Genomic DNA, 19,099 nt, shown 5'->3' on the forward strand with positions numbered 1-19,099 from the left:
CCGTGCGACGTTAACCGCATTGCCTGGCGTGTTTCGAGTGGAGTAAGGGCGATGAAGGCGATTATCGTCGGTGGCGGCATCGGTGGTCTCACTACCGCTTTGATGCTGCGCTCGCGTGGCCTGGACTGCGAGATCTTCGAGCAGGCCGACACCATCCGTGAGCTCGGTGTCGGCATCAACACGCTGCCCCATGCGATGCGCGAGCTCGCCGGGCTCGGGCTGTTGCAGAAGCTCGACGACGTCGCGATCCGCACCGACCAGCTCTATTACCTCAATCGCCACGGCCAGGAAGTCTGGCGCGAAGCGCGCGGCATCGATGCCGGTCATGACGTGCCGCAATTCTCGATCCACCGCGGCCGCCTTCAGGGCGTCATCCATCGCGCCGTCGAGGAGCGGCTCGGCACGGACGCAATCCACACCGGTTGCCGCCTCGGCGCCTTCACGCAGGACGAGGGCGGCGTCACCGCCTATTTCTTCGATCGTGCCGGTGCGCACATCCATACCGTGCGCGGCGATATTTTGATCGGCGCCGACGGCATCCATTCGCGCGTCCGCGAGACGTTGTTTCCGAACGAGGGACCGCCGTGCTGGAACGGCCTGATGCTGTGGCGCGGTGCGCGGGATTGGCCGCTGTTCCTCACCGGAAAATCGATGATCGTGGCCGGTGGGCTCAACGCCAAGGTGGTGATCTATCCGATCGCGGAGGGATCGAGCCCGGCGAGCCGGCTGACCAATTGGGCCGTGCTGGTCAAGGTCGGCGAGGGCAATGCCCCGCCGCCGCGGAAAGAAGACTGGTCGCGCCCGGGCCGCCGCGAGGAGCTGATGCCGCATGTGGCGCGCTTCTCGGTGCCCTATGTCGACGTGAAGAGCCTGATCTCGGCGACGCCCGAGTTCTACGAATATCCGACCTGCGACCGCGATCCCTTGCCTTACTGGTCTTCCGGCCGCGTCACGCTGCTCGGTGACGCCGCGCATCCCATGTATCCGGTCGGCTCGAATGGCGCCTCGCAGGCGATTCTCGATGCCCGCTGCCTTGTCGATGCGCTGGTGCGTGCCGAGCATCCGCGTCAGGCGCTGCTCGAATACGAGAAGAAGCGCCTGCCGATGACCGCTGACATCGTCCGCTCCAACCGGCGCGGCGGTCCCGAGGGCGTCATCGACGCCGTCGAGCAGCTTGCCCCCGACGGCTTCGACAATGTCGATAACGTCCTGAGCTATTCCCAGCGCGAGGCGATCGTGCGGGGCTATGCCACGAAGGCAGGCTTTGCTGCCGTGCCCGGCCTCGCGGCCGTACGCGCCTGATTTGAGCTGTTAGCCGGCGCCGGGAGGCGGCGGCAGGAAGTGGATGTTGAACTCGGCGGCCATCGCCACCACGTCCTCCGGCTTCTGCTCCTTCATGTTGTGCAGACCCCAGAACAGGTCGAACAGTTTTTTGGTCGGCGAGACCCAGAACAGCACCTTTGCGGTCTGCTCCGACTTGTTGAAGATGCCATGCGGCACGCCCATGCCGAGCCGGATCAGATCGCCCGCGGTTGCCTGCGACTCCGAATTGCCGAGCATGAAGTCGAGCTTGCCCTCCAGCATATAGAGATACTCGTCCTGGTCGGGATGGATGTGCGGCGGCACGAACGTGCCCGGTGGCAAGGTCGCGTGCCAGGAGAAACTGTGCTCGGTCTTGCTCTTCGGCACATAGGTCTGGCCAAGGATGTTCCAGGAAATGCCCTGGATCCCCTCATTGGCCCGCGTGATGCCGGTGATTTCGCTGCTCATTGAAGTCCTCCCATAACGTGCCGTGCGGCCTCAGTTCGCCGCCTTGCAATCCTTGGCATAGCGGTCGCCGTAGTTCTCGAAAACCTTCTGGACGATCTCGGTCTGGAATTTGCCGTCCGGACGCTTGGCGACCTTGGTCAGGTAGAAGTCCTGGATCGGATAGCCGTTGGTGTTGAACTTGAACGAGCCGCGCAGCGAGGTGAAATCGGCCTTCTTCAGGGCAGCCGCGACGGCGTCCTTGTTCGAGAGGTCGCCCTTCACGCCCTTGACCGCGCTGTCGATCAGCATCGCGGCATCATAGGCCTGGAAGGCGTAGGTGCCGGGCACGGTGTTATAGGCGGCTTCATAGGCCGCGACGAACTTCTTGTTCTGGGGATTGTCGAGATTGGGCGCCCAGTTCGCTCCGCCGAACATGCCGACCGCCGCATCCTGCTGCGCCGGCAGCGTCGATTCATCCACCGTGAAAGCCGAGAGCACCGGAATGCTGTCGGCAAGGCCCGCCTGCCGGTACTGCTTCACGAGGTTGACGCCGAGGCCGCCCGGCATGAACGTGAACAGCGCATCGGGCTTCTGCGAGGAAATCTTGGACAGCTCCGGCTGGAAGTCCAGCGTGTTCAGCGGCATGTAGGATTCTTCGACAATCTCGCCCTTGTAGTCGAGCTTGAAACCGGCGACCGAATCCTTGCCGGCCTGATAGTTCGGCACCATCAGGTACATCCGCTTGTAGCCGCGATCCTGCGCCACCTTGCCGAGGATCTCGTGGACCTGATCGTTCTGATACGAGGTCACATAGAAGAACGGGTTGCAGTCCTTGCCGGCGAACGTCGACGGACCTGCATTGGGACTGACCAGGAACACCTTGGATTCCGTCACGGGCCGGTGGATCGCCTGGAGGATGTTGGAGAAGATCGGGCCGACCACGAAGTCGACCTTGTCGCGTTCGAGCAGGCCCTTGACCTTGGTGACCGCCGCATCCGGCTTGAGCTCGTCGTCAACCACGACGACCTCGACGTCGCGGCCGCCCATCTTGCTGCCGAGGTCCTTCACCGCGAGCGCAAAGCCGTCGCGCACCTGCTGGCCGAGCGCGGCGGCGGGTCCCGACAGGGTCACGATCACGCCAAGCTTGAGCTTCTCCTGGGCGAGGGCAGGGCTCATCGCGGTGCCGAGCAGCAAGGCGGCCGCAGCCAAGGTCGTTTGCGTCTTCATGATCTGTCCCCCGTGACATCAGGGCCTGCGCCGCAAGCCGCGTACTCCAATCCAAGCTTATGCCGATGATGGCGGCCGCGGCAAGCAAAGTGCACGGCGTCGCCATCCAGCGCGCAGGGCGCATGCAAACGGCGCGCCAATTATTTGAAGCCTAAAGAAATTCGCGTGCGGTCGATTGTTGCAGCTTTGGACTTGCGGCCGGCGCGGATTTATTTGAAGCTCAAAACGTTGGGGAATCCGCGCCGACGCCAATGCCGGCCGTGAGTGACTGCACCGAGATGCTCGATTCCGAGACCAAGGCCGTCGAAACGCCGGAGGACCATGCCGAAGAGCTTCGGCTGTGGCTGCGCCTGCTCACCTGCACGACCCTGATCGAGGGCGAGGTCCGCGGCCGGCTGCGACAGCGCTTCGACGTCACGCTGCCCCGGTTCGATTTGATGGCACAGCTCGACAAGGCGCCCGACGGCATGACGCTGTCCGACGTCTCCAAGCGCATGATGGTGTCCAACGGCAATGTCACCGGCCTCGTCGAACGTCTCGTGGAATCCGGCCATCTCGACCGGCGCACCTCGGATACCGACCGCCGCGTCCAGGTGATCCGCCTCACGAAGCTCGGCCGTGCCGAGTTCCGCAGGATGGCCGCAGAGCACGAGACCTGGATCGCCGATCTCTTCGCCGACCTGACGCCGAAAGACGTACGCGAACTGATGCGCCTCCTCGCCAAGACCAAGGCGTCCGCACAAAAATCGGCCGCGCGCAGGCGGCCCTGAGCCCGCATCCGGGCCGGCCCCTCCAATCCCCTTTTGCCGCAGGAAAAAGCACGCCGTGCCCAAAATCGCCTATTGCGCCAAATTGTTTTAAGCCTAAAATGTTTTTCCAGATAGTGCTGCCGGGTGCTTTCCATGCGCAAAGGAGCGTGCGATGGCCAACGCCGCCAAGGTTCAAGTCTCGGGCTCGCATGACGGCAACGCCGCGACAGCCCATGTCGATACATTTGCGCGGCAGCATCTGCCGCCGCCGGAGCTGTGGCCCGAATTCATCTTCACGCGGCCGGAGCTGCATTACCCGCCACGACTGAACTGCGTCAGCTATTTCCTCGATCGTTGGGTCGAGCAGGGCCATGGCGATGCGCCATGCGTGATCAGTCCGGCCGTCAGCTACAGCTATCGCGAGCTGCAAGCGCTGGTGAATCGCATTGCCAATGTGCTGGTCGGCAAGCTCGGTCTCGTCACCGGCGAGCGCGTGCTGCTCCGCTCGGCCAACAATCCCATGATGGTTGCGACCTATCTCGCGGTGATCAAGGCCGGCGGCATTTGCGTCGCGACGATGCCGCTGCTGCGCGCCAAGGAGCTGTCCTATCCGATCCAGAAAGCGGCGATTACGCTCGCGCTCTGCGACGGAAAGCTCTCCGACGAATTGGAGAAGGCGAAAGCCGCTGCGCCCGGTCTCAGGCACGTGGTCTATTGGGGCAATGGCGCGGCCAATTCGCTCGAGGCGCTGATAGCGGACGCGAGCCCAGAGTTCACTGCCGTCGATACCGCCGCCGACGACATCTGCCTGATCGCCTTCACGTCGGGCACGACAGGCGATCCCAAGGGCACCATGCATTTCCACCGGGACATGCTGGCGGTCTGCGACGGCTATGCGCGCAACATCCTGCGCGCCGAGCAGAAGGATCGCTTCGTCGGCTCGGCGCCGCTCGCCTTCACTTTCGGTTTCGGCGGCGTGCTGTTCCCGATGCACATTGGCGCGTCCTTCGTCGTGCTGGAGAAGACGACGCCGGACGATATGCTGTCGGCGATCGAACAGTACAAGACGACAGTCTGCTTCACGGCGCCGACCGCGTACCGGGCCATGATCGGCAAGCTCGCGGGCCGGGACATCTCCTCGCTGCGCAAATGTGTCTCGGCTGGTGAGACATTGCCAAAACCGACATTCGAGGCCTGGCTCAAGGCCACCGGCATCAAGCTGATGGACGGCATCGGCTCGACCGAGATGCTGCACATCTTCATCAGCGCGACCGAGGACGAGATCCGGCCCGGTGCGACCGGCAAGCCCGTTCCCGGCTATGAGGCCAAGATCGTCGACGATGACGGCCATGACGTACCGCGGGGCACGATGGGGAATCTTGCGGTGCGCGGGCCGACCGGCTGCCGCTATCTCGCCGACGAGCGTCAGCGCAAATATGTCCAGAACGGCTGGAATATCACCGGCGACACCTATCTGATGGATAGCGACGGCTATTTCTGGTACCAGTCGCGCTCCGACGACATGATCGTGTCGGCCGGGTACAACATCGCGGGTACGGATGTGGAGGCGGCGTTGCTGACGCATCCCGCGGTCGTCGAGTGCGGCGTCGTCGGTGCGCCGGACGAGGCGCGCGGCATGATCGTGAAGGCCTATGTCGTTGCCGCGCCCGGCGTGACGCCGGACGACCGGCTCGCAACCGAGTTGCAGGAGCACGTGAAGCGCGAGATTGCGCCGTACAAATATCCGCGCGCGATCGAGTTCGTGACGCAGCTGCCGAAGACCGAGACCGGCAAATTGAAGCGCTTTGCCCTCAGGCAATTGGCGCAGGCGGCAGCGACGTCCTCTGGCGTCGCCGCAGAATGAGATGAGGATCAAGAATTGTCCGTGACGACGCCGAAAGGCCCACAGCTCGCGGTGCTGCCGACCGCAGCCGAGAACGACAGCCGTCGAGGCGCGCAGGTGCTCCAGCCCTCGGGCTGGCCGATGCCGAAGGGCTACGCCAACGGCATGGCCGCCGAGGGGCGCATCGTCGTGACCGGCGGCGTGATCGGCTGGGATGCCGAGGAGCGTCTCGCCGACGGCTTCGTCGCGCAGGTCGCCCAGACCCTGAGCAATATCGCCGCGATCCTGGCGGAAGCTGGTGCCGGGCCCGAGCATCTGGTGCGCCTGACCTGGTACGTCGTCGACATGGACGAGTACCTGACGAACCTGAAGGAGCTCGGCAGGATCTACCGTGCCGTCTTCGGCGCGCACTATCCGGCGATGGCGCTGGTTCAGGTCGTCCGGCTCGTCGAGAGGGCGGCACGCGTCGAGATCGAGGCCACCGCCGTCATTCCCCGCTGAATTCGCTCAGCTCGCTTTGGCGAGGTTGTCGTCCTCCGGCGAGTTCAGGTAGACACCCGACATGGTGTCGACCCAGCACAGATGATCGTGCACCTTCTTCACGCCCTCGACGTTCTCGGCGGCAATAACCGCGGCCTGCCGCGCTCGTTCCTCGGTGATGACGCCACTGAGATGAACGATGCCGTCGCGGACAATGACGTTCAGCCCGTACGGGCACCAGTCGTTCTTCTCCATGGTGTCGATGATGCGGACGCGAATGTGATCGTCGTCGGCGGTCGGGTCCGGTACCTCGCGAGCGAGCCCCGCCACCGCCTGTAGCAGGTTGGCCCGCGAGACGATGCCGACGATCTTGTCGCCGCGCACCACCGGCAGGCGCTTCACGTGGTTCCGTTCCATGAGATCGACGATCTCCGCGAGAGCCGTATCCTCGGTGATGGTGACGGGCGAGGGGGTCATCACCTCCGCGACCCTGCGGCCGTGCTCGTGGACAAAGTCGCTCGCGGACTGGCCCGGCCCGAGAATGAACCGCAGCCAGCGTCCCCGCTTGCGCCCGGTGCCGATTTCGCTGCGGCGGATGAAATCCCCTTCCGAGACGACGCCGACCAGCTTGCCGGCTTCGTCGACCACCGTGAGGCCGCTGACGTGCCGCGTCAGCATGATGTTCGCGGCCTCGACGATGCTGGTGTCGGGAGTGACCGAGATGACCGACCGGGTCATGATCTGGTGGGCGCGCATGGCAAAGCTCCGAGGGCTCGTTGAATGTCGAAGGAGAGCCTAGCTCCAGCGTGGCGATGAGGTTTGACCCAGGTCAAGTGGACGAAGCCAGTCCTGCCTGGTTGAGCAATTTCGATCCGTTCCCAGAATTGATGCAGCTCAAGCTGCTCCAAAGCGCCGGAGCATATCCTGCCGCGAACATACATCAGCGCGCAGGAACCTTCCGTCATGAGCGTCGTGCAGATACTTTCGCGAGCCGGGCAGCCGGCGGCGCCGGGATCCCCCGTCGAGCCTGCTGCGCGTGCCGCTTCCCCCGAGGGACCGGCCGTAAGGCCGGTCGCGGACTTGCAGCCTCAGTCAGAGCCATACCCGCTCGACCGCGCATTTCACGCGATGCTGGCTCGGTTCACCGGCGGAATTTCACCGGCCGCCCTGTCTCTGGCCTGGCTCGACTGGAGTTCGCATCTCGCGGTTGCGCCGCAGCGGCAGATGGAGATCGCCCATAACGTCCTTCGCGACAGCGGCCGGTTCCTGGAAGCGTCAGTCCACGCGACCTCGCCGGGCCAAAAGCCGTGGTCGGTGATCCAGCCGCGGTCGCGGGATCGACGCTTCAGGGAGCCGCAATGGGAGGCCGCGCCGTTCAATCTGCTGGCGCAAGCATTCTTGCTCGGAGAGCGCTGGTGGCACGACGCCACGACCGGCGTGCGCGGCGTGTCGCGCGCGAACGAAGCCATCGTCGAATTCTCGGTCCGCCAGATGCTCGACATGCTGGCGCCGTCGAATTTCGCCGCGACCAACCCGGAGGTGCTCGAGAAAACATTGCGGAGCGGCGGAGAAAATTTCGTCTTCGGCTGGCAGAACTGGTGCAGCGATCTGATGCGCATACTCTCGCTTGCAGCGCCGGCCGGCGACGCGCAGTTCGTCGTCGGGAAGACGGTTGCCGCGTCTCCCGGAAAAGTCGTCTACCGCAACGAGCTGATCGAGCTGATCCAGTACCATCCGACGACCGCGCAGGTGCGGCCTGAGCCGATCCTGATCGTTCCGGCCTGGATCATGAAATACTACATCCTCGACCTGTCGCCGGAGAATTCGCTGGTCAAATATCTGACCGGGCAGGGCTTCACCGTGTTCGCGATCTCCTGGCGCAATCCGGATGCAAAGGATCGGAACGTCGCCTTCGACGATTATCGCAAGCTCGGCGTGATGGCGGCGCTGGACATGATCGGGCGGATCGTGCCGGGCCGGACGACCCATGCGCTCGGCTATTGCCTGGGCGGCACGTTGCTGTCGATCGCAGCCGCCGCGATGGCGCGCGATGGCGACAAGCGGCTGGGCACCATCACCCTGCTTGCCGCGCAGACGGATTTCACCGAGGCGGGCGAGCTGACGCTGTTCATCAACGAGAGCCAGGTTGCCTTCCTCGAAGACATGATGTGGCAGCGCGGCTATCTCGACACGGCGCAGATGGCCGGTGCATTCGCGCTGCTGCGCTCCAACGATCTGATCTGGTCGCGGCTGTCGCGCGATTATCTGATGGGAGAGGCAGCGCCGCCGAGCGACCTGATGGCCTGGAACGCCGACGCCACACGGCTGCCTTATCGCATGCATTCGGAATATCTGCGCAAGCTGTTCCTCGACAATGATCTCGCCGAAGGCCGCTATCGCGTCGACGGCAGGAGCATTTCACTCTCCGACATCCATGCGCCGTCGTTCGTGGTCGGCACGCTCGCCGATCACGTTGCGCCCTGGCGATCCGTGTACAAGATCCACTATCAGGTCGATGCCGATGTGACGTTCCTGTTGACCAGCGGTGGACACAATGCCGGCGTCGTCGCGCCACCGGACGAGCCCGGGCACAGCTATCAGGTCATGACCAAGGCTGCGGATGCGCCTTATGTCGGTCCGGAAGAGTGGCTGAAGCTCGCGCGGCATGTCGAGGCCTCGTGGTGGCCGGAATGGGCGCAATGGCTGGCGGCGCGCTCGGGTGAGCCCTGCGCCCCGCCCCAGATCGGGGGCGATCTACCCGACGCGCCGGGGCACTACGTGCACACCTAATCCTCAGGCTCGGCATTCGGCGCGAGGTCGGAGGAGCGGAACGGCTTGGCCTTGTCCAGTTTGCGGTAGGCTTCCACGGCGGTTCGCAGCAGCTTCTTTTCCCGCTTACGGTTGAGGAAGCGGATGTGCGCCTCGGGGACGGCCTCGTTCAAGGATGCCGCCAGCGTCTGCCCCCGCGCATCGTCGTTCAGCTGTCCGAGCGACCGTTGCGCCTTGCGCAATTGCTTGAGGATCGACTTCTGCTTCGTCAGCGATTCCTCGGCAAAAAGATCCTGGAGCGATTCGATCGAATAGGTCAGCCGCTTGTTGAGAAGCCGCAGCTTGTGCCGCTTCTCGACGTCGAGCTTGCGGAGTTTGCGCGCTTTCTTGAGCAGCGCCTTTTCCCACTCCGTCAGTTTCGCCGTGGCATGGTCGGCGAGCGTGCAGCGGCGCAGCCTGATGGCCTCCTTGCTGCGCCGGGTCGACCAGGGGCCGTGCTTGATCCAGGCCGAGGTCTGCTCGACGAGGCGGCGATACCGGGCCGATTGCAGCGCGCGTGCCAGCAGGCGGTGGCTCTCGGCGCGCTTCTCGTCCCAATGCTGGAGCTCGGCGATCACGGCGAGCTCCTCGCCGCTTTCGGCGACGACGCGTTCGATCGCCACGTCGAGGTCCCGCACCATGCCGAGCTGGCTGTTCAGCCATTTCAACTCGGTCCAGACGCTTGGCCGTAGCGCGTCGTCGACCATGGGCGCGAAAAATCGGATCGCGGTGCGCAGATGCGTCAGTGCGATCCGGATCTGATGCAGTGCCTCCGGGTCGCCGCGGCATGTGCCCTCATGCTGAGCCAGGACGGCATCGAGATGGCGGCGGGCAATGATCCGGAATGCAGTGTCGCAGGCCATGCCGGGGCTGAGGCGGCCGGGCAGGTCGCCACGTCGCGCCGCGGGCTTGGGGCGCGCGGCCGCCGTCGAACTCTTGGTGGGTCGCGCCATCTTAGCCCGCGCCAATCAGATTCCCTATTTGCCCTCAGCGATCGCGGCGCGGCAGCGCTCCAGCGTCTGCGCTTGTGTCCCGGATGCATCGATGGTCGCCCAACCGACATGACCGATATTATAGTGCTCTTGCAGCGCGGCAACCTCTTGCGTGGCGTCAGAAGCGTCGGCTTGACGGCCGCCGATTCGCGCCTGGCGGGTGGCGAGGTCTGCGATCAGGAATAATCCGTTGAGCGGCGCGCCGCAGGCGTGGGCCAAGGCGGCGAGGTCGTCCCGTTCGGATTCGCGCGCAAAGACCGCGTCGACGATGGCAGAATGGCCTTGCGCCAGCACCTGCCGGGCGCGCTGCATCAGCACCTCGTAGACCCGCGCCGTCACCTCGGGCCCATACGCGGAGGGCGGCAGCCGGTCGGTATGCCCGACCTGAAACAATTGCTTGCGGATGACGTCGCTGCGCAGCACGACGGCGCCCGGCTCGGGCGCCACGGTAGGGGCCAGTGCACGGGCGAGGACCGACTTGCCGGTGCCCGACATTCCGCCAACCGCGATCAGGCGAGGGGCGGGCGGATGGATCAACGCCCGGGCAAGGTCGAAATAGCGACGCGCTTCGTCGAGAACTCCGGTACGCTCGGCATCTGGCCGATTGAGCCGCGCCAGCGCCACCTGCGCACGGATCGCCGCGCGGATGGACATGAACAGCGGCAGCGCGGCCAGTGCGTCGAGCATTTCGACGGGCGCCATCGTCAGATACTGGTTCAGCACTGCGTTGGCCGCGTTCGCCTGGCCGTAGCGCAGCAGGTCCATCAGCGCGAACGCGAGATCGTAGAGCACATCCACGGTTGCCATCTGCGCATCGAACTCGATCGCGTCGAACAGGACGGGCCGGCCGTCGATCAGCACGATATTGGCAAGGTGCAAGTCGCCATGACAGCGGCGCACGAAGCCACGGCGGCCACGCTCCTCGAGCGTGGTGCGGACGCGCAGGAATATCTCGTGTGAGGCCTTGCCAAGCTGCTCGATCGCCGCCGCCTCGAGATGGTCGCCGGCGCGCAGCCCGGTGCTGTTGCCGTCGATCAGGTGGGGAATCGAAGTGATCCACGCAGCACCGTCCGCGATCGTCGCTTGCGCATGCGAGCCTGCGATCGCGTCCGCGATGGCTGCGGCCAGCTCCGCATCCAGCGGGCCCGCCTTCGCCAGATGATCCAGCGTGCGGCTTTCGTCGAACCGGGACATGTCGACCGCATACTCGATCGGCCGGCCGCTTCCGCCGACCTGCACCGAGCCGTCCGGCTCTTCCGTGATCGCCACGACGCGATGATAGATCTGCGGGGCGAGCGGCCGGTTGATCCTGATCTCCTCCTCGCAGGCTGCCTTGCGCTTTTCGAGCGTCGAGTAGTCGAGGAACGGAAACTTGACCGCCCGCTTGATCTTCAGCGCGCGTGTCCGATCGAGAAACACCGAGGCTGCGTGCGTATCGATCCGTTCCACGCCGGGACGCGCGCCGAGCGCCTGGAAGACCCGTTCCTGGGTAGCAGAATCATCCGTCATCTCTGCGGGCATGTCCCGATAGGTCGGCGAACGCTGAAGCGCCAAGCTAACCCTTAGAGCCGGATCGCGGCCAGTCCTTGACATCAATCAAGGCGCGCCGTCGGCGGCTGGTTCCTGCCTTGAGAAGGATCAAGGGTCCCGACGAAAGGCAGCGTATCCTAACCGGCAAGGAGAATCCCGATGCCCATCAAGGATGTCTTTCTGCCGCTTGTCGGCCAGCCGCGCGAGCAGACGCTCGCGGCGATCGAGAAGTGCGTGGCTGTGGCCGCCGACCTCGGCGCCAGGATCACCGCGCTCGCGCTTGAGGACGAAGTTTTCGTGCGGCCGAAGGTCATACGCCCCGGCGATCCGGAGCCCGCGGAGGCCGGCGGTTCGATCGAGCTGGGCGACACGGAGCAACTCATCAGCGCCTTCAGCCATGCAGCCGCCCGCGCCAACGTTCGCGCCCAGAGCCGATCGGCCAAGGTGCCGGCAGACCAGCTCGCCTTGACCCTGGCCGAGCATGCGCGCTTTGCCGACCTCACCCTGGTCCCTGTAAAGCCGCATGACAGCCGAACGGAGCACATCATTGAAGCGCTCCTGTTCGAATCGGGCCGGCCGCTGCTGCTCTGCCCGGAACAGCATGTGGACGAGCTGCGACCGGAATTCGAGAATGTCATGATTGCCTGGGATCACTCCGCCCGTGCCGCACGGGCCGTCGGTGACGCGTTGCCCATACTTCAGGCCGCTGCGTCCGTACGGGTGCTCACGGTGACGGACGACAAGACCGAGGCGATCGCCCAATCCGGCATGAGTCTCGTCGATCATCTCAGGGAACATGGGATCCACGCCACGTTCGAAACGACGGAGGGCGGAGGCAGCTCGACCGGAAAGGTGCTCGGAAGCTGGGCGAATTCCCATGCCATCGACGCCATCGTGATGGGCGCCTACCATCATTCGCGCCTGAACGAGATCGTCTGGGGCGGTGTGACAAAGACCGTCATTGGCGAGCCACCGTGCTGGGTTATGATCTCCTACTAGGCGCGGACCAGTCTTTCGACCTGACCTTCAACCATCGGAACCACTAGCGGCCGGGCGCATTTGCTGTCATGTCCACCTATCGCCTGAAGAATCTGCTGTCGCCACGTTCGGTCGCGCTCGTCGGTGCGAGCGCCCGCCCGGTCTCAGTGGGGCGCGCCGTTCTGGAGAACATCCGCAAGGCGGAATTCAAGGGGCAGTTCGGCCTCGTCAATCCGCGCCATGCCGAGATTGCCGGCATTGCGGCGGTGAAAAATCTGGACAAGCTGCCTTTCGTCCCCGAGCTCGTGGTGATCACCGCGCCGGCGCGCGAGGTTCCCGGCATCATCGACCAGGCGGGACGTCGCGGCTCGGCCGGCGCGCTGATCGTCTCGGCCGGGCTTGGTCATGGACCGGGATCGCTGCAAGAGGAAGCCATCGCCGCGGCCCGTAAATTCGGCATGCGGCTGATCGGGCCGAACTGCCTCGGCATCATGATGCCTGCCGTAAGCCTCAATTCCAGCTTCGCCGCGCACATGCCGGGGGCGGGAAATCTCGCGCTGATCTCGCAATCGGGCGCCATCGCGGCGGGCATGGTCGATTGGGCCGCGCAGCGCGGCGTCGGCTTCTCCGGCATCGTAACGATCGGCGATCAGATCGACGTCGACATTGCCGACCTGCTCGATCATTTCGCGATGGATCACAAGACCCGCGCGATCCTGCTCTATATCGAGGCCATCAAGGATGCCCGCAAATTCATGTCCGCGGCGCGCGCCGCGGCACGGGTGAAGCCGGTCGTCGTGGTGAAGTCCGGCCGCATGGCGCAGGGGGCGAAAGCCGCGGCCACCCATACCGGCGCGCTCGCCGGCGCAGACGCCGTTTATGACGCGGCGTTCCGCCGCGCGGGCGTGCTGCGGGTCTCCGATCTGCGCGAGCTGTTCGACTGTGCCGAAACGCTCGGCCGCGTCGAATCGCCGGCCGGAAAGCGCCTTGCCATCCTGACCAATGGCGGCGGCATCGGCGTTCTCGCCATCGATCGGCTGGTCGAGCTCGATGGAATTCCCGCATCCATCTCGGCTGACGCTCGCGCGAAGCTCGATGCGGTGCTGCCGCCGACGTGGTCGGGCGCAAATCCCGTCGATATCGTCGGCGATGCCGATGCAGCGCGCTACGCGGCGGCGCTGGAGGTGCTGCTCGCCGATTCCGACAACGATGCCGTCCTCGTTCTCAATGTGCAGACCGCGATCGCCTCGGCCGCCGACATCGCAGCGACGGTGACGGAGCTGGTCGGCAAGTACCGTAAGCAGCAGGGCCGATGGGCCAAGCCCGTGCTGGCCGCCTGGGTTGGCGCCGATCAGAGCATCAGTCAGGCGCTCTCCGGCGCCGGTGTTCCGAACTACCCGACCGAAGATGATGCCGTGCGCGGCTTCATGCATCTCGTGAGGCATCGCGAAGTGGTGGAGGAGCTGAGCGAGGTTCCGCCGGCGATGCCCGACACGTTCGTGCCCGATGCCCGGGCCGCCAGGCAGATCGTCACCGCGGCGATCGCCGACGGCCGCAAATGGCTCGAGCCCGTCGAGATCAAGCACCTGCTCGAAGCCTACGACATCGCGATGGTGCCGACCTATGCCGCCGGTGATGTCGAGCAGGCGGTGGCTCGTGCGAATGAAGTGTTCGCGCAAGGCGCGACCGTCGTGCTGAAGATCATGTCGCGCGACATCACCCACAAGTCGGATGTCGGCGGCGTCGTGCTCAATCTGACCACGCCGGAGGCGGTGCGCGCGGCGGCGACCGACATTCTCGCCCGGGCGAGGAAGCTGCGTCCCGAAGCCCGCATCGAGGGCGTCATCGTGCAGGCCATGGTGGTCAAGGCGAAGGCGCGCGAGCTGATCCTCGGCCTTGCCGACGATCCCACCTTCGGCTCCGTCGTCGTATTCGGCCGGGGCGGGACGGCGGTGGAGATCATCAACGACAAGGCGCTGGCGCTGCCGCCGCTCGATCTGCAACTGGCCCGTGACCTGATCGAGCGTACCCGCGTCTCGCGTCTGCTGAAGGCCTATCGGGACGTACCTGCGGTGAAGCAGGATGCCGTCGCCATGGTGCTGGTCAAGCTGGCCCAGATGGCGGCCGACATTCCCGAGATACGAGAGTTCGACATCAATCCGCTGCTCGCGGATGAGACCGGCGTGACCGCGGTCGATGCCCGCGTCGCGGTGGGGCCGCCGCAGCGCAAATTCGCCGGTTCAGGACCCGCCAATTTCGCCGTTCGCGCCTACCCGTCACAATGGGAGCGCCGCCTCGCGCTCAAGTACGACTGGCGCATCTTCGTGCGTCCGTTGCGTCCCGAGGACGAGCCGACCATCCACGAATTCCTGCGTCATGTCACTCAGCACGACCTCCGCCTGCGCTTCTTCGCGCCGATGAAGGAGTTCACCCACGAATTCATCGCGCGGCTGACCCAGCTCGACTATGCGCGTGCCATGGCCTTCATCGCGTTCGACGAGGCGACCAACGAGATGGTCGGCGTGGTCCGGCTCCATTCGGACTCGGTCTATGAGAGCGGCGAATATGCGATCCTGCTGCGCTCCGATCTCAAGGGCAGGGGGCTCGGATGGACGCTGATGCAGCTGATCATCGACTACGCGAAGTCGGAAGGGCTGAAGACCATCTCGGGCGATGTGCTTCAGGAGAACACCACGATGCTCGACATGTGCCGGCAGCTCGGCTTCGAGGTGAAGCCGGACCCGACCGAGCCGGAGATTTGCGACGTTCGGCTGAAGCTTCGCTAGGAGCGCGCCTCGGCCGACGTTGCACTGGCGGACTCGTTGGCCGTTTTCCGCAGGCTCTTGACGATGATCGCGATCAGCGGCACCAGCACCGGAACGATTGTGCTGAGCGGATGGTGAACCGCGCCTGACACCTGGGCCTGAAGCGCGCGCGCCTCGATCTGAAGCGCCTCGATGGATGCGCCGTGGATCTCGTTGGCGAGCTCGATGTCACGGCCGGACGGAGGACGACCGGCGATGACGAAGAGAATCCCGGCGATGAGGAAATTGACGGCCCCGAGAATGGCCGCCGCCGCGATGGCGCTCCAGATCTGGACCAGCGCGAAATAGGCCGACAGCTCCAGCATCAGCAGCCCGAATGCAGCGATCAGAGCCGCAAAGGCGCGGAGGCCGAGGCCCGTCAGCAGATGGCGCAGCCTGATGTCCGCAATGATCCTGTCGGTACGCCAGAGTACGCGCAGGTGTTTGACCATATTTTCCGTATTCACCTAGTGTCTTCTCAGCATGAAGCCGACGACCACGCCGAGCGCGAAAGCCGAGGCAAGCGACGTGATCGGGCGATCAGCAACCAGGCCCTGAAGCTGCTCCTGCTCGTCGCTGACGGTCTCGCCGAGCTCGGCAAGCGCGGCCTTGATCTGATCGGCGAGAGCTTCAGCCCGTTCTTTCGAGCTGTCGAACATTTCCTCGCCGGCGGAGCCCAGGAGGCGCGTGACGTCCACTTTCAGTGCGCGAAGCTCGTCGCTCATCCTGTCGCTGTCGAACATGGATCTCGGTCTCCATTGAATACAGAAGGAACTTAGGACCGCCAGCACGGCTGCGGTTGATTTGCGTCAAGAGGCGGCGCGCGATCCCGGTCTTGAGACAGGTCAAACCGGCCGTCACACCCTGGCCTAGAAATGCCGATCGAATGGGGACTGGTTGTCCCGATGAGGTGAAGCGTGAGCTCCGAACCGCTGTTGCTGGCAACGTCCTCCGGCGATGTGCTGAACCTGCGCCCGGAAGGGCCGTGGACCGCAGCCAATGTGTCGACGCTTGAAACGCTGTCCCGGTCGGTCGGGGCGGATGTCGATCGATCGACAGCCGTGACGCTCGATATGTCGGGCGTCAGCGCGCTCGACACGCTCGGCGCCTGGGTGCTCGAGAAGTTGTCACGCCGGGCTGCATCATCCGGCAGATCGGCGGAATTCGTCGGCGTCGCCGATCATTTCAGCGGACTGATGGACGAGGTGCGCCAGGTCAACCGCCACACGCCGCCGCCGGCGCCTGCGCCAAATCCGGTTCTGCTCAGGCTGGGCGATCTCGGCAAGTCCACGGTCGGGGCGCGCGAAGACATCACGATCTTCCTGCAGATGTTCGGCGCCTTGTTCATGGACGTGATCGGCGTGCTGCGCCGGCCGCGGTCGCTGCGGCTGACCTCGCTGGTCTACCAGCTCTACCGCATCGGCTGGCAGGCCATCCCCATCATCGTGCTGATCACCTTCTTGATCGGCGCCATCATCGCCCAGCAGGGCTTCTTTCATTTCCGCAGGTTCGGCGCGGAATCCTACACCGTCGACATGGTCGGCATCCTGGTGCTGCGCGAACTCGGCGTCCTGATCGTCGCCATCATGGTCGCGGGGCGTTCAGGCAGCGCCTACACCGCCGAGCTCGGCTCGATGAAGATGCGGGAGGAGATCGACGCGCTCTCGACCATGGGCCTCGACCCGGTCCACGTCCTGATCCTGCCGCGCGTTGCCGCCCTCGTCATTGCGCTGCCGATCCTCGCTTTCATCGGTTCGATCGCGGCGCTCTATGGCGGTGGGCTGGTCGCGCAGTTCTATGGCGACATGGGGCCGGCGATCTACATCGCGCGGCTGCACGAGGCGATCTCCGTCACCCATTTCGAGGTGGGGATCCTCAAGGCGCCGTTCATGGCGCTGGTGATCGGGATCGTTGCGTGCAGCGAGGGGCTCCGCGTGAAGGGCAGCGCCGAATCGCTGGGACGGCAGACCACGACGTCGGTGGTGAAGTCGATTTTCCTCGTGATCGTGCTCGACGGCCTGTTCGCGATCTTCTTCGCCTCGATCGGAATGTGACGATGGACGCGACGCAAGAGGAGTTCGCGATCCGCGTCCGCGACCTCGTGGTCGGCTTCGGCCGCCAGACCGTGCTCAATCAATTGTCGCTCGACGTCCGCCGCGGCGAGATCCTCGGGCTGGTCGGCGCGTCCGGCGGCGGCAAGTCGGTGCTGATGCGGACCATCATCGGTCTCATTCCGCGCCAGGCCGGTACCATCGAAGTGATGGGAGAGCCGATCGGCGGCCGCACGGAAGGCGCGGCCACGACATGGGGTATCCTGTTTCAGCAGGGCGCGCTGTTCTCCTCGTTGACGGTTCGGCAGAACATCCAGTTTCCGCTGCGCGAAAATCTGGTGCTGTCGCAGGAGCTGATGGACGAGATCGCGATCGCCAAGCTCGAGATGGTCGGGCTGCGGCCGCAGGATGCCGACAAATATCCGTCGGAGCTATCGGGCGGCATGACCAAGCGCGTGGCGCTGGCGCGCGCGCTCGCGCTCGATCCGCCGATCCTGTTCCTGGACGAGCCGACCTCCGGCCTCGATCCGATCGCCGCCGGCGATTTCGACGCGTTGATCAGGACCCTGCAAAAGACCCTGGGGCTCACCGTATTCATGGTCACCCATGATCTCGCCAGCCTCACCACCGTCTGCGACCGCGTCGCCGCGCTCGCAGACGGCAGGATCGTCGCGATCGGTCCGATGCGCGAGCTGCTGCAATCCGAGCATCCCTGGGTGCGCGCTTATTTCCACGGCAAGCGCTCGCAGATGCTGCAACACGAAATGAGATGAGACATGGAAACCCGCGCTCCCTACGTGCTGATCGGCAGCTTCGTGCTGGCCGCGATCGTTGCGGTATTCGGCTTCGTCTATTGGCTCAACAACACCGGCGGCATCGGCCCGCGCACGAATTACCACGTGCAATTCCAGGGACCTGTGCCGGGCCTGCTGGTGGGCGCCGGCGTGCTGTTTAATGGCATCCGCGTCGGTGAGGTGACCCAGCTTGGGCTTGCGCCGGACAATCCGCGCTTCGTCAATGCGACGATCTCCGTGGCCGCGACGACGCCGGTGCGCACCGACACCAAGGTCGGGCTCGACTTCCAGGGGCTGACCGGCGTGCCAGTGGTGACGCTGGAGGGCGGCATGATCGTCGCCAAATCCGGTGCCCCCCTGACCTTGATCGCGGAGGCGGGCGCAGGCCAGAGCATGACGCAGGCCGCGCGCGACGCGCTGCGGCGGGTCGACACTGTGCTCGAGGACAATTCCGGTCCGCTGAAGGACACCATCGCCAACCTCAGGACATTCTCCGACGGCCTCGCGCGCAACACCGGCAAGATCGACGGCATCCTAGCGGGGCTCGAGAAAATGACGGGGGGCGGAACGCCTGTGCAAAAGGTCACCTACGATTTGCGCGCGCCGCGAAATCCCGGGCCTGCCGGCAAGACGCTCTCGGGGTCACTGGCCATTCCCGAGCCGACCGCCGTCGCGATGCTCCAGACCCAGCGCATGCTGTTCGCGCCCAGCGGGGACAATCCGGGCTTTGCGGAATTTCTCTGGGCCGACAGCATTCCAAAGCTGGTGCAGGCGCGGCTCATCGACAGCTTTGAGAACTACGACATCGCGCATGCGCCGCTGCGCACGACCGAACTCGGGCCAGCGGACTATCAGCTCCTGATCGACATCAGGCGCTTCCGGATCGCCACCGAGGGCGAGACAAGGGTCGAGATCGGACTGTCGGCGCGGATCGTCGACAAGAGCGGCAAGGTGGTCGCATCGCGGCTCGTTGAGGCCAGCGAGAAGCTCGACAAGGTCGAGCCGGCCGCGGCCGTCGCAGCGTTCGATGCAGCCTTCGCCCGCATCGCCAGGGAGCTGATCGGCTGGACGGTGCAGGCGGTCTAGCGCCGTGA

General features: G+C 65.0%; 17 protein-coding genes. 10 read left to right on the forward strand and 7 right to left on the reverse strand.

Features of this window, described 5'->3' with window-relative positions; genetic code table 11:
• The first annotated feature begins 51 nt into the window (after positions 1 to 51).
• A complete protein-coding gene (locus BRAGE_RS0105345; protein WP_027562493.1) occupies positions 52 to 1,302 on the forward strand; it encodes a flavin-dependent oxidoreductase in 1,251 nt (416 codons plus the stop codon).
• 9 nt (positions 1,303 to 1,311) lie between these two features.
• On the opposite strand, the gene BRAGE_RS0105350 is transcribed toward BRAGE_RS0105345, so the two are convergent.
• Complete coding sequence (locus BRAGE_RS0105350) at positions 1,312 to 1,770, reverse strand: cupin domain-containing protein (protein WP_018319243.1); 459 nt, start codon at positions 1,768 to 1,770, stop codon at positions 1,312 to 1,314.
• A 30-nt stretch (positions 1,771 to 1,800) separates the two neighbouring features.
• Complete coding sequence (locus tag BRAGE_RS0105355) at positions 1,801 to 2,976, reverse strand: ABC transporter substrate-binding protein (RefSeq protein WP_027562494.1); 1,176 nt, start codon at positions 2,974 to 2,976, stop codon at positions 1,801 to 1,803.
• A gap of 251 nt (positions 2,977 to 3,227) precedes the next feature.
• Here BRAGE_RS0105355 and BRAGE_RS0105365 point away from each other — a divergent pair, with 251 nt between their 5' ends.
• From BRAGE_RS0105365 to BRAGE_RS0105375, 3 genes are all read left to right on the forward strand, one after another.
• Complete coding sequence (locus BRAGE_RS0105365) at positions 3,228 to 3,746, forward strand: MarR family winged helix-turn-helix transcriptional regulator (protein ID WP_027562495.1); 519 nt, start codon at positions 3,228 to 3,230, stop codon at positions 3,744 to 3,746.
• A 151-nt stretch (positions 3,747 to 3,897) separates the two neighbouring features.
• Entirely contained in the window at positions 3,898 to 5,589 is a 1,692-nt protein-coding gene (locus tag BRAGE_RS0105370; protein ID WP_027562496.1) for a benzoate-CoA ligase family protein, read from the forward strand.
• 21 nt (positions 5,590 to 5,610) lie between these two features.
• Entirely contained in the window at positions 5,611 to 6,069 is a 459-nt protein-coding gene (locus BRAGE_RS0105375) for a RidA family protein (protein WP_027562497.1), read from the forward strand.
• Between the two features lie 6 nt (positions 6,070 to 6,075).
• On the opposite strand, the gene BRAGE_RS0105380 is transcribed toward BRAGE_RS0105375, so the two are convergent.
• Positions 6,076 to 6,804 carry a CBS domain-containing protein gene (locus tag BRAGE_RS0105380; protein WP_027562498.1) on the reverse strand — a complete coding sequence of 243 codons (729 nt, stop codon included), beginning with the start codon at positions 6,802 to 6,804 and terminating at the stop codon, positions 6,076 to 6,078.
• Positions 6,805 to 7,011: 207 nt separating this feature from the next.
• Here BRAGE_RS0105380 and BRAGE_RS0105385 point away from each other — a divergent pair, with 207 nt between their 5' ends.
• Positions 7,012 to 8,838, forward strand: coding sequence for a PHA/PHB synthase family protein (locus BRAGE_RS0105385; protein ID WP_027562499.1), 1,827 nt, complete (start codon positions 7,012 to 7,014; stop codon positions 8,836 to 8,838).
• On the opposite strand, the gene BRAGE_RS0105390 is transcribed toward BRAGE_RS0105385, so the two are convergent.
• Together BRAGE_RS0105390 and BRAGE_RS0105395 are read right to left on the reverse strand one after the other, a co-directional pair.
• Positions 8,835 to 9,809, reverse strand: a complete 975-nt coding sequence (locus BRAGE_RS0105390; RefSeq protein ID WP_027562500.1) for a CHAD domain-containing protein — start codon at positions 9,807 to 9,809, stop codon at positions 8,835 to 8,837. The two genes, BRAGE_RS0105385 and BRAGE_RS0105390, sit on opposite strands and share 4 nt — an antisense overlap.
• A gap of 24 nt (positions 9,810 to 9,833) precedes the next feature.
• The gene (locus BRAGE_RS0105395) at positions 9,834 to 11,357 is read right to left on the reverse strand and encodes an AAA family ATPase (RefSeq protein ID WP_027562501.1); all 1,524 of its coding nucleotides are present in this window, start codon (positions 11,355 to 11,357) and stop codon (positions 9,834 to 9,836) included.
• A gap of 180 nt (positions 11,358 to 11,537) precedes the next feature.
• On the opposite strand from BRAGE_RS0105395, the gene BRAGE_RS0105400 reads away from it, so the two are divergent.
• Together BRAGE_RS0105400 and BRAGE_RS0105405 are read left to right on the forward strand one after the other, a co-directional pair.
• Positions 11,538 to 12,377, forward strand: a complete 840-nt coding sequence (locus BRAGE_RS0105400) for a universal stress protein (protein ID WP_027562502.1) — start codon at positions 11,538 to 11,540, stop codon at positions 12,375 to 12,377.
• Between the two features lie 68 nt (positions 12,378 to 12,445).
• Positions 12,446 to 15,142: a bifunctional acetate--CoA ligase family protein/GNAT family N-acetyltransferase gene (locus BRAGE_RS0105405; RefSeq protein ID WP_027562503.1), complete on the forward strand. Its 2,697-nt coding sequence runs from the start codon at positions 12,446 to 12,448 to the stop codon at positions 15,140 to 15,142.
• Here the strand turns inward: BRAGE_RS0105405 and BRAGE_RS0105410 are convergent.
• Both BRAGE_RS0105410 and BRAGE_RS0105415 read right to left on the reverse strand, forming a co-directional pair.
• A complete protein-coding gene (locus BRAGE_RS0105410; protein ID WP_027562504.1) occupies positions 15,139 to 15,627 on the reverse strand; it encodes a phage holin family protein in 489 nt (162 codons plus the stop codon). The two genes, BRAGE_RS0105405 and BRAGE_RS0105410, sit on opposite strands and share 4 nt — an antisense overlap.
• Complete coding sequence (locus BRAGE_RS0105415; RefSeq protein WP_027562505.1) at positions 15,628 to 15,903, reverse strand: hypothetical protein; 276 nt, start codon at positions 15,901 to 15,903, stop codon at positions 15,628 to 15,630.
• A 174-nt stretch (positions 15,904 to 16,077) separates the two neighbouring features.
• Between BRAGE_RS0105415 and BRAGE_RS0105420 the strand changes: the two genes are divergently transcribed.
• From BRAGE_RS0105420 to BRAGE_RS0105430, 3 genes are read left to right on the forward strand one after another with little or no spacing between them, the layout of a single operon-like run.
• Complete coding sequence (locus tag BRAGE_RS0105420; protein WP_027562506.1) at positions 16,078 to 17,214, forward strand: ABC transporter permease; 1,137 nt, start codon at positions 16,078 to 16,080, stop codon at positions 17,212 to 17,214.
• 2 nt (positions 17,215 to 17,216) lie between these two features.
• On the forward strand, positions 17,217 to 17,984 hold the full coding sequence (locus BRAGE_RS0105425) for an ABC transporter ATP-binding protein (RefSeq protein WP_027562507.1): 768 nt from the start codon (positions 17,217 to 17,219) through the stop codon (positions 17,982 to 17,984).
• Positions 17,985 to 17,987: 3 nt separating this feature from the next.
• A complete protein-coding gene (locus BRAGE_RS0105430) occupies positions 17,988 to 19,091 on the forward strand; it encodes an ABC-type transport auxiliary lipoprotein family protein (protein ID WP_027562508.1) in 1,104 nt (367 codons plus the stop codon).
• Positions 19,092 to 19,099: the final 8 nt, after the last annotated feature.

The organism is Bradyrhizobium genosp. SA-4 str. CB756, assembly GCF_000473125.1.
Lineage (GTDB): Bacteria > Pseudomonadota > Alphaproteobacteria > Rhizobiales > Xanthobacteraceae > Bradyrhizobium > Bradyrhizobium arachidis.

Excerpts from the sequence above, each read along its gene's own strand:
- BRAGE_RS0105425 (WP_027562507.1), top strand. The coding sequence starts at position 17,217 with ATGGACGCGACGCAAGAGGAGTTCGCGATCCGCGTCCGCGACCTCGTG.
- BRAGE_RS0105380 (WP_027562498.1), bottom strand. The coding sequence starts at position 6,804 with ATGCGCGCCCACCAGATCATGACCCGGTCGGTCATCTCGGTCACTCCC.
- BRAGE_RS0105350 (WP_018319243.1), bottom strand. The coding sequence starts at position 1,770 with ATGAGCAGCGAAATCACCGGCATCACGCGGGCCAATGAGGGGATCCAG.
- BRAGE_RS0105385 (WP_027562499.1), top strand. The coding sequence starts at position 7,012 with ATGAGCGTCGTGCAGATACTTTCGCGAGCCGGGCAGCCGGCGGCGCCG.
- BRAGE_RS0105395 (WP_027562501.1), bottom strand. The coding sequence starts at position 11,357 with ATGACGGATGATTCTGCTACCCAGGAACGGGTCTTCCAGGCGCTCGGC.
- BRAGE_RS0105355 (WP_027562494.1), bottom strand. The coding sequence starts at position 2,976 with ATGAAGACGCAAACGACCTTGGCTGCGGCCGCCTTGCTGCTCGGCACC.
- BRAGE_RS0105345 (WP_027562493.1), top strand. The coding sequence starts at position 52 with ATGAAGGCGATTATCGTCGGTGGCGGCATCGGTGGTCTCACTACCGCT.
- BRAGE_RS0105430 (WP_027562508.1), top strand. The coding sequence starts at position 17,988 with ATGGAAACCCGCGCTCCCTACGTGCTGATCGGCAGCTTCGTGCTGGCC.
- BRAGE_RS0105370 (WP_027562496.1), top strand. The coding sequence starts at position 3,898 with ATGGCCAACGCCGCCAAGGTTCAAGTCTCGGGCTCGCATGACGGCAAC.
- BRAGE_RS0105400 (WP_027562502.1), top strand. The coding sequence starts at position 11,538 with ATGCCCATCAAGGATGTCTTTCTGCCGCTTGTCGGCCAGCCGCGCGAG.
- BRAGE_RS0105390 (WP_027562500.1), bottom strand. The coding sequence starts at position 9,809 with ATGGCGCGACCCACCAAGAGTTCGACGGCGGCCGCGCGCCCCAAGCCC.
- BRAGE_RS0105405 (WP_027562503.1), top strand. The coding sequence starts at position 12,446 with ATGTCCACCTATCGCCTGAAGAATCTGCTGTCGCCACGTTCGGTCGCG.
- BRAGE_RS0105365 (WP_027562495.1), top strand. The coding sequence starts at position 3,228 with ATGCCGGCCGTGAGTGACTGCACCGAGATGCTCGATTCCGAGACCAAG.
- BRAGE_RS0105415 (WP_027562505.1), bottom strand. The coding sequence starts at position 15,903 with ATGTTCGACAGCGACAGGATGAGCGACGAGCTTCGCGCACTGAAAGTG.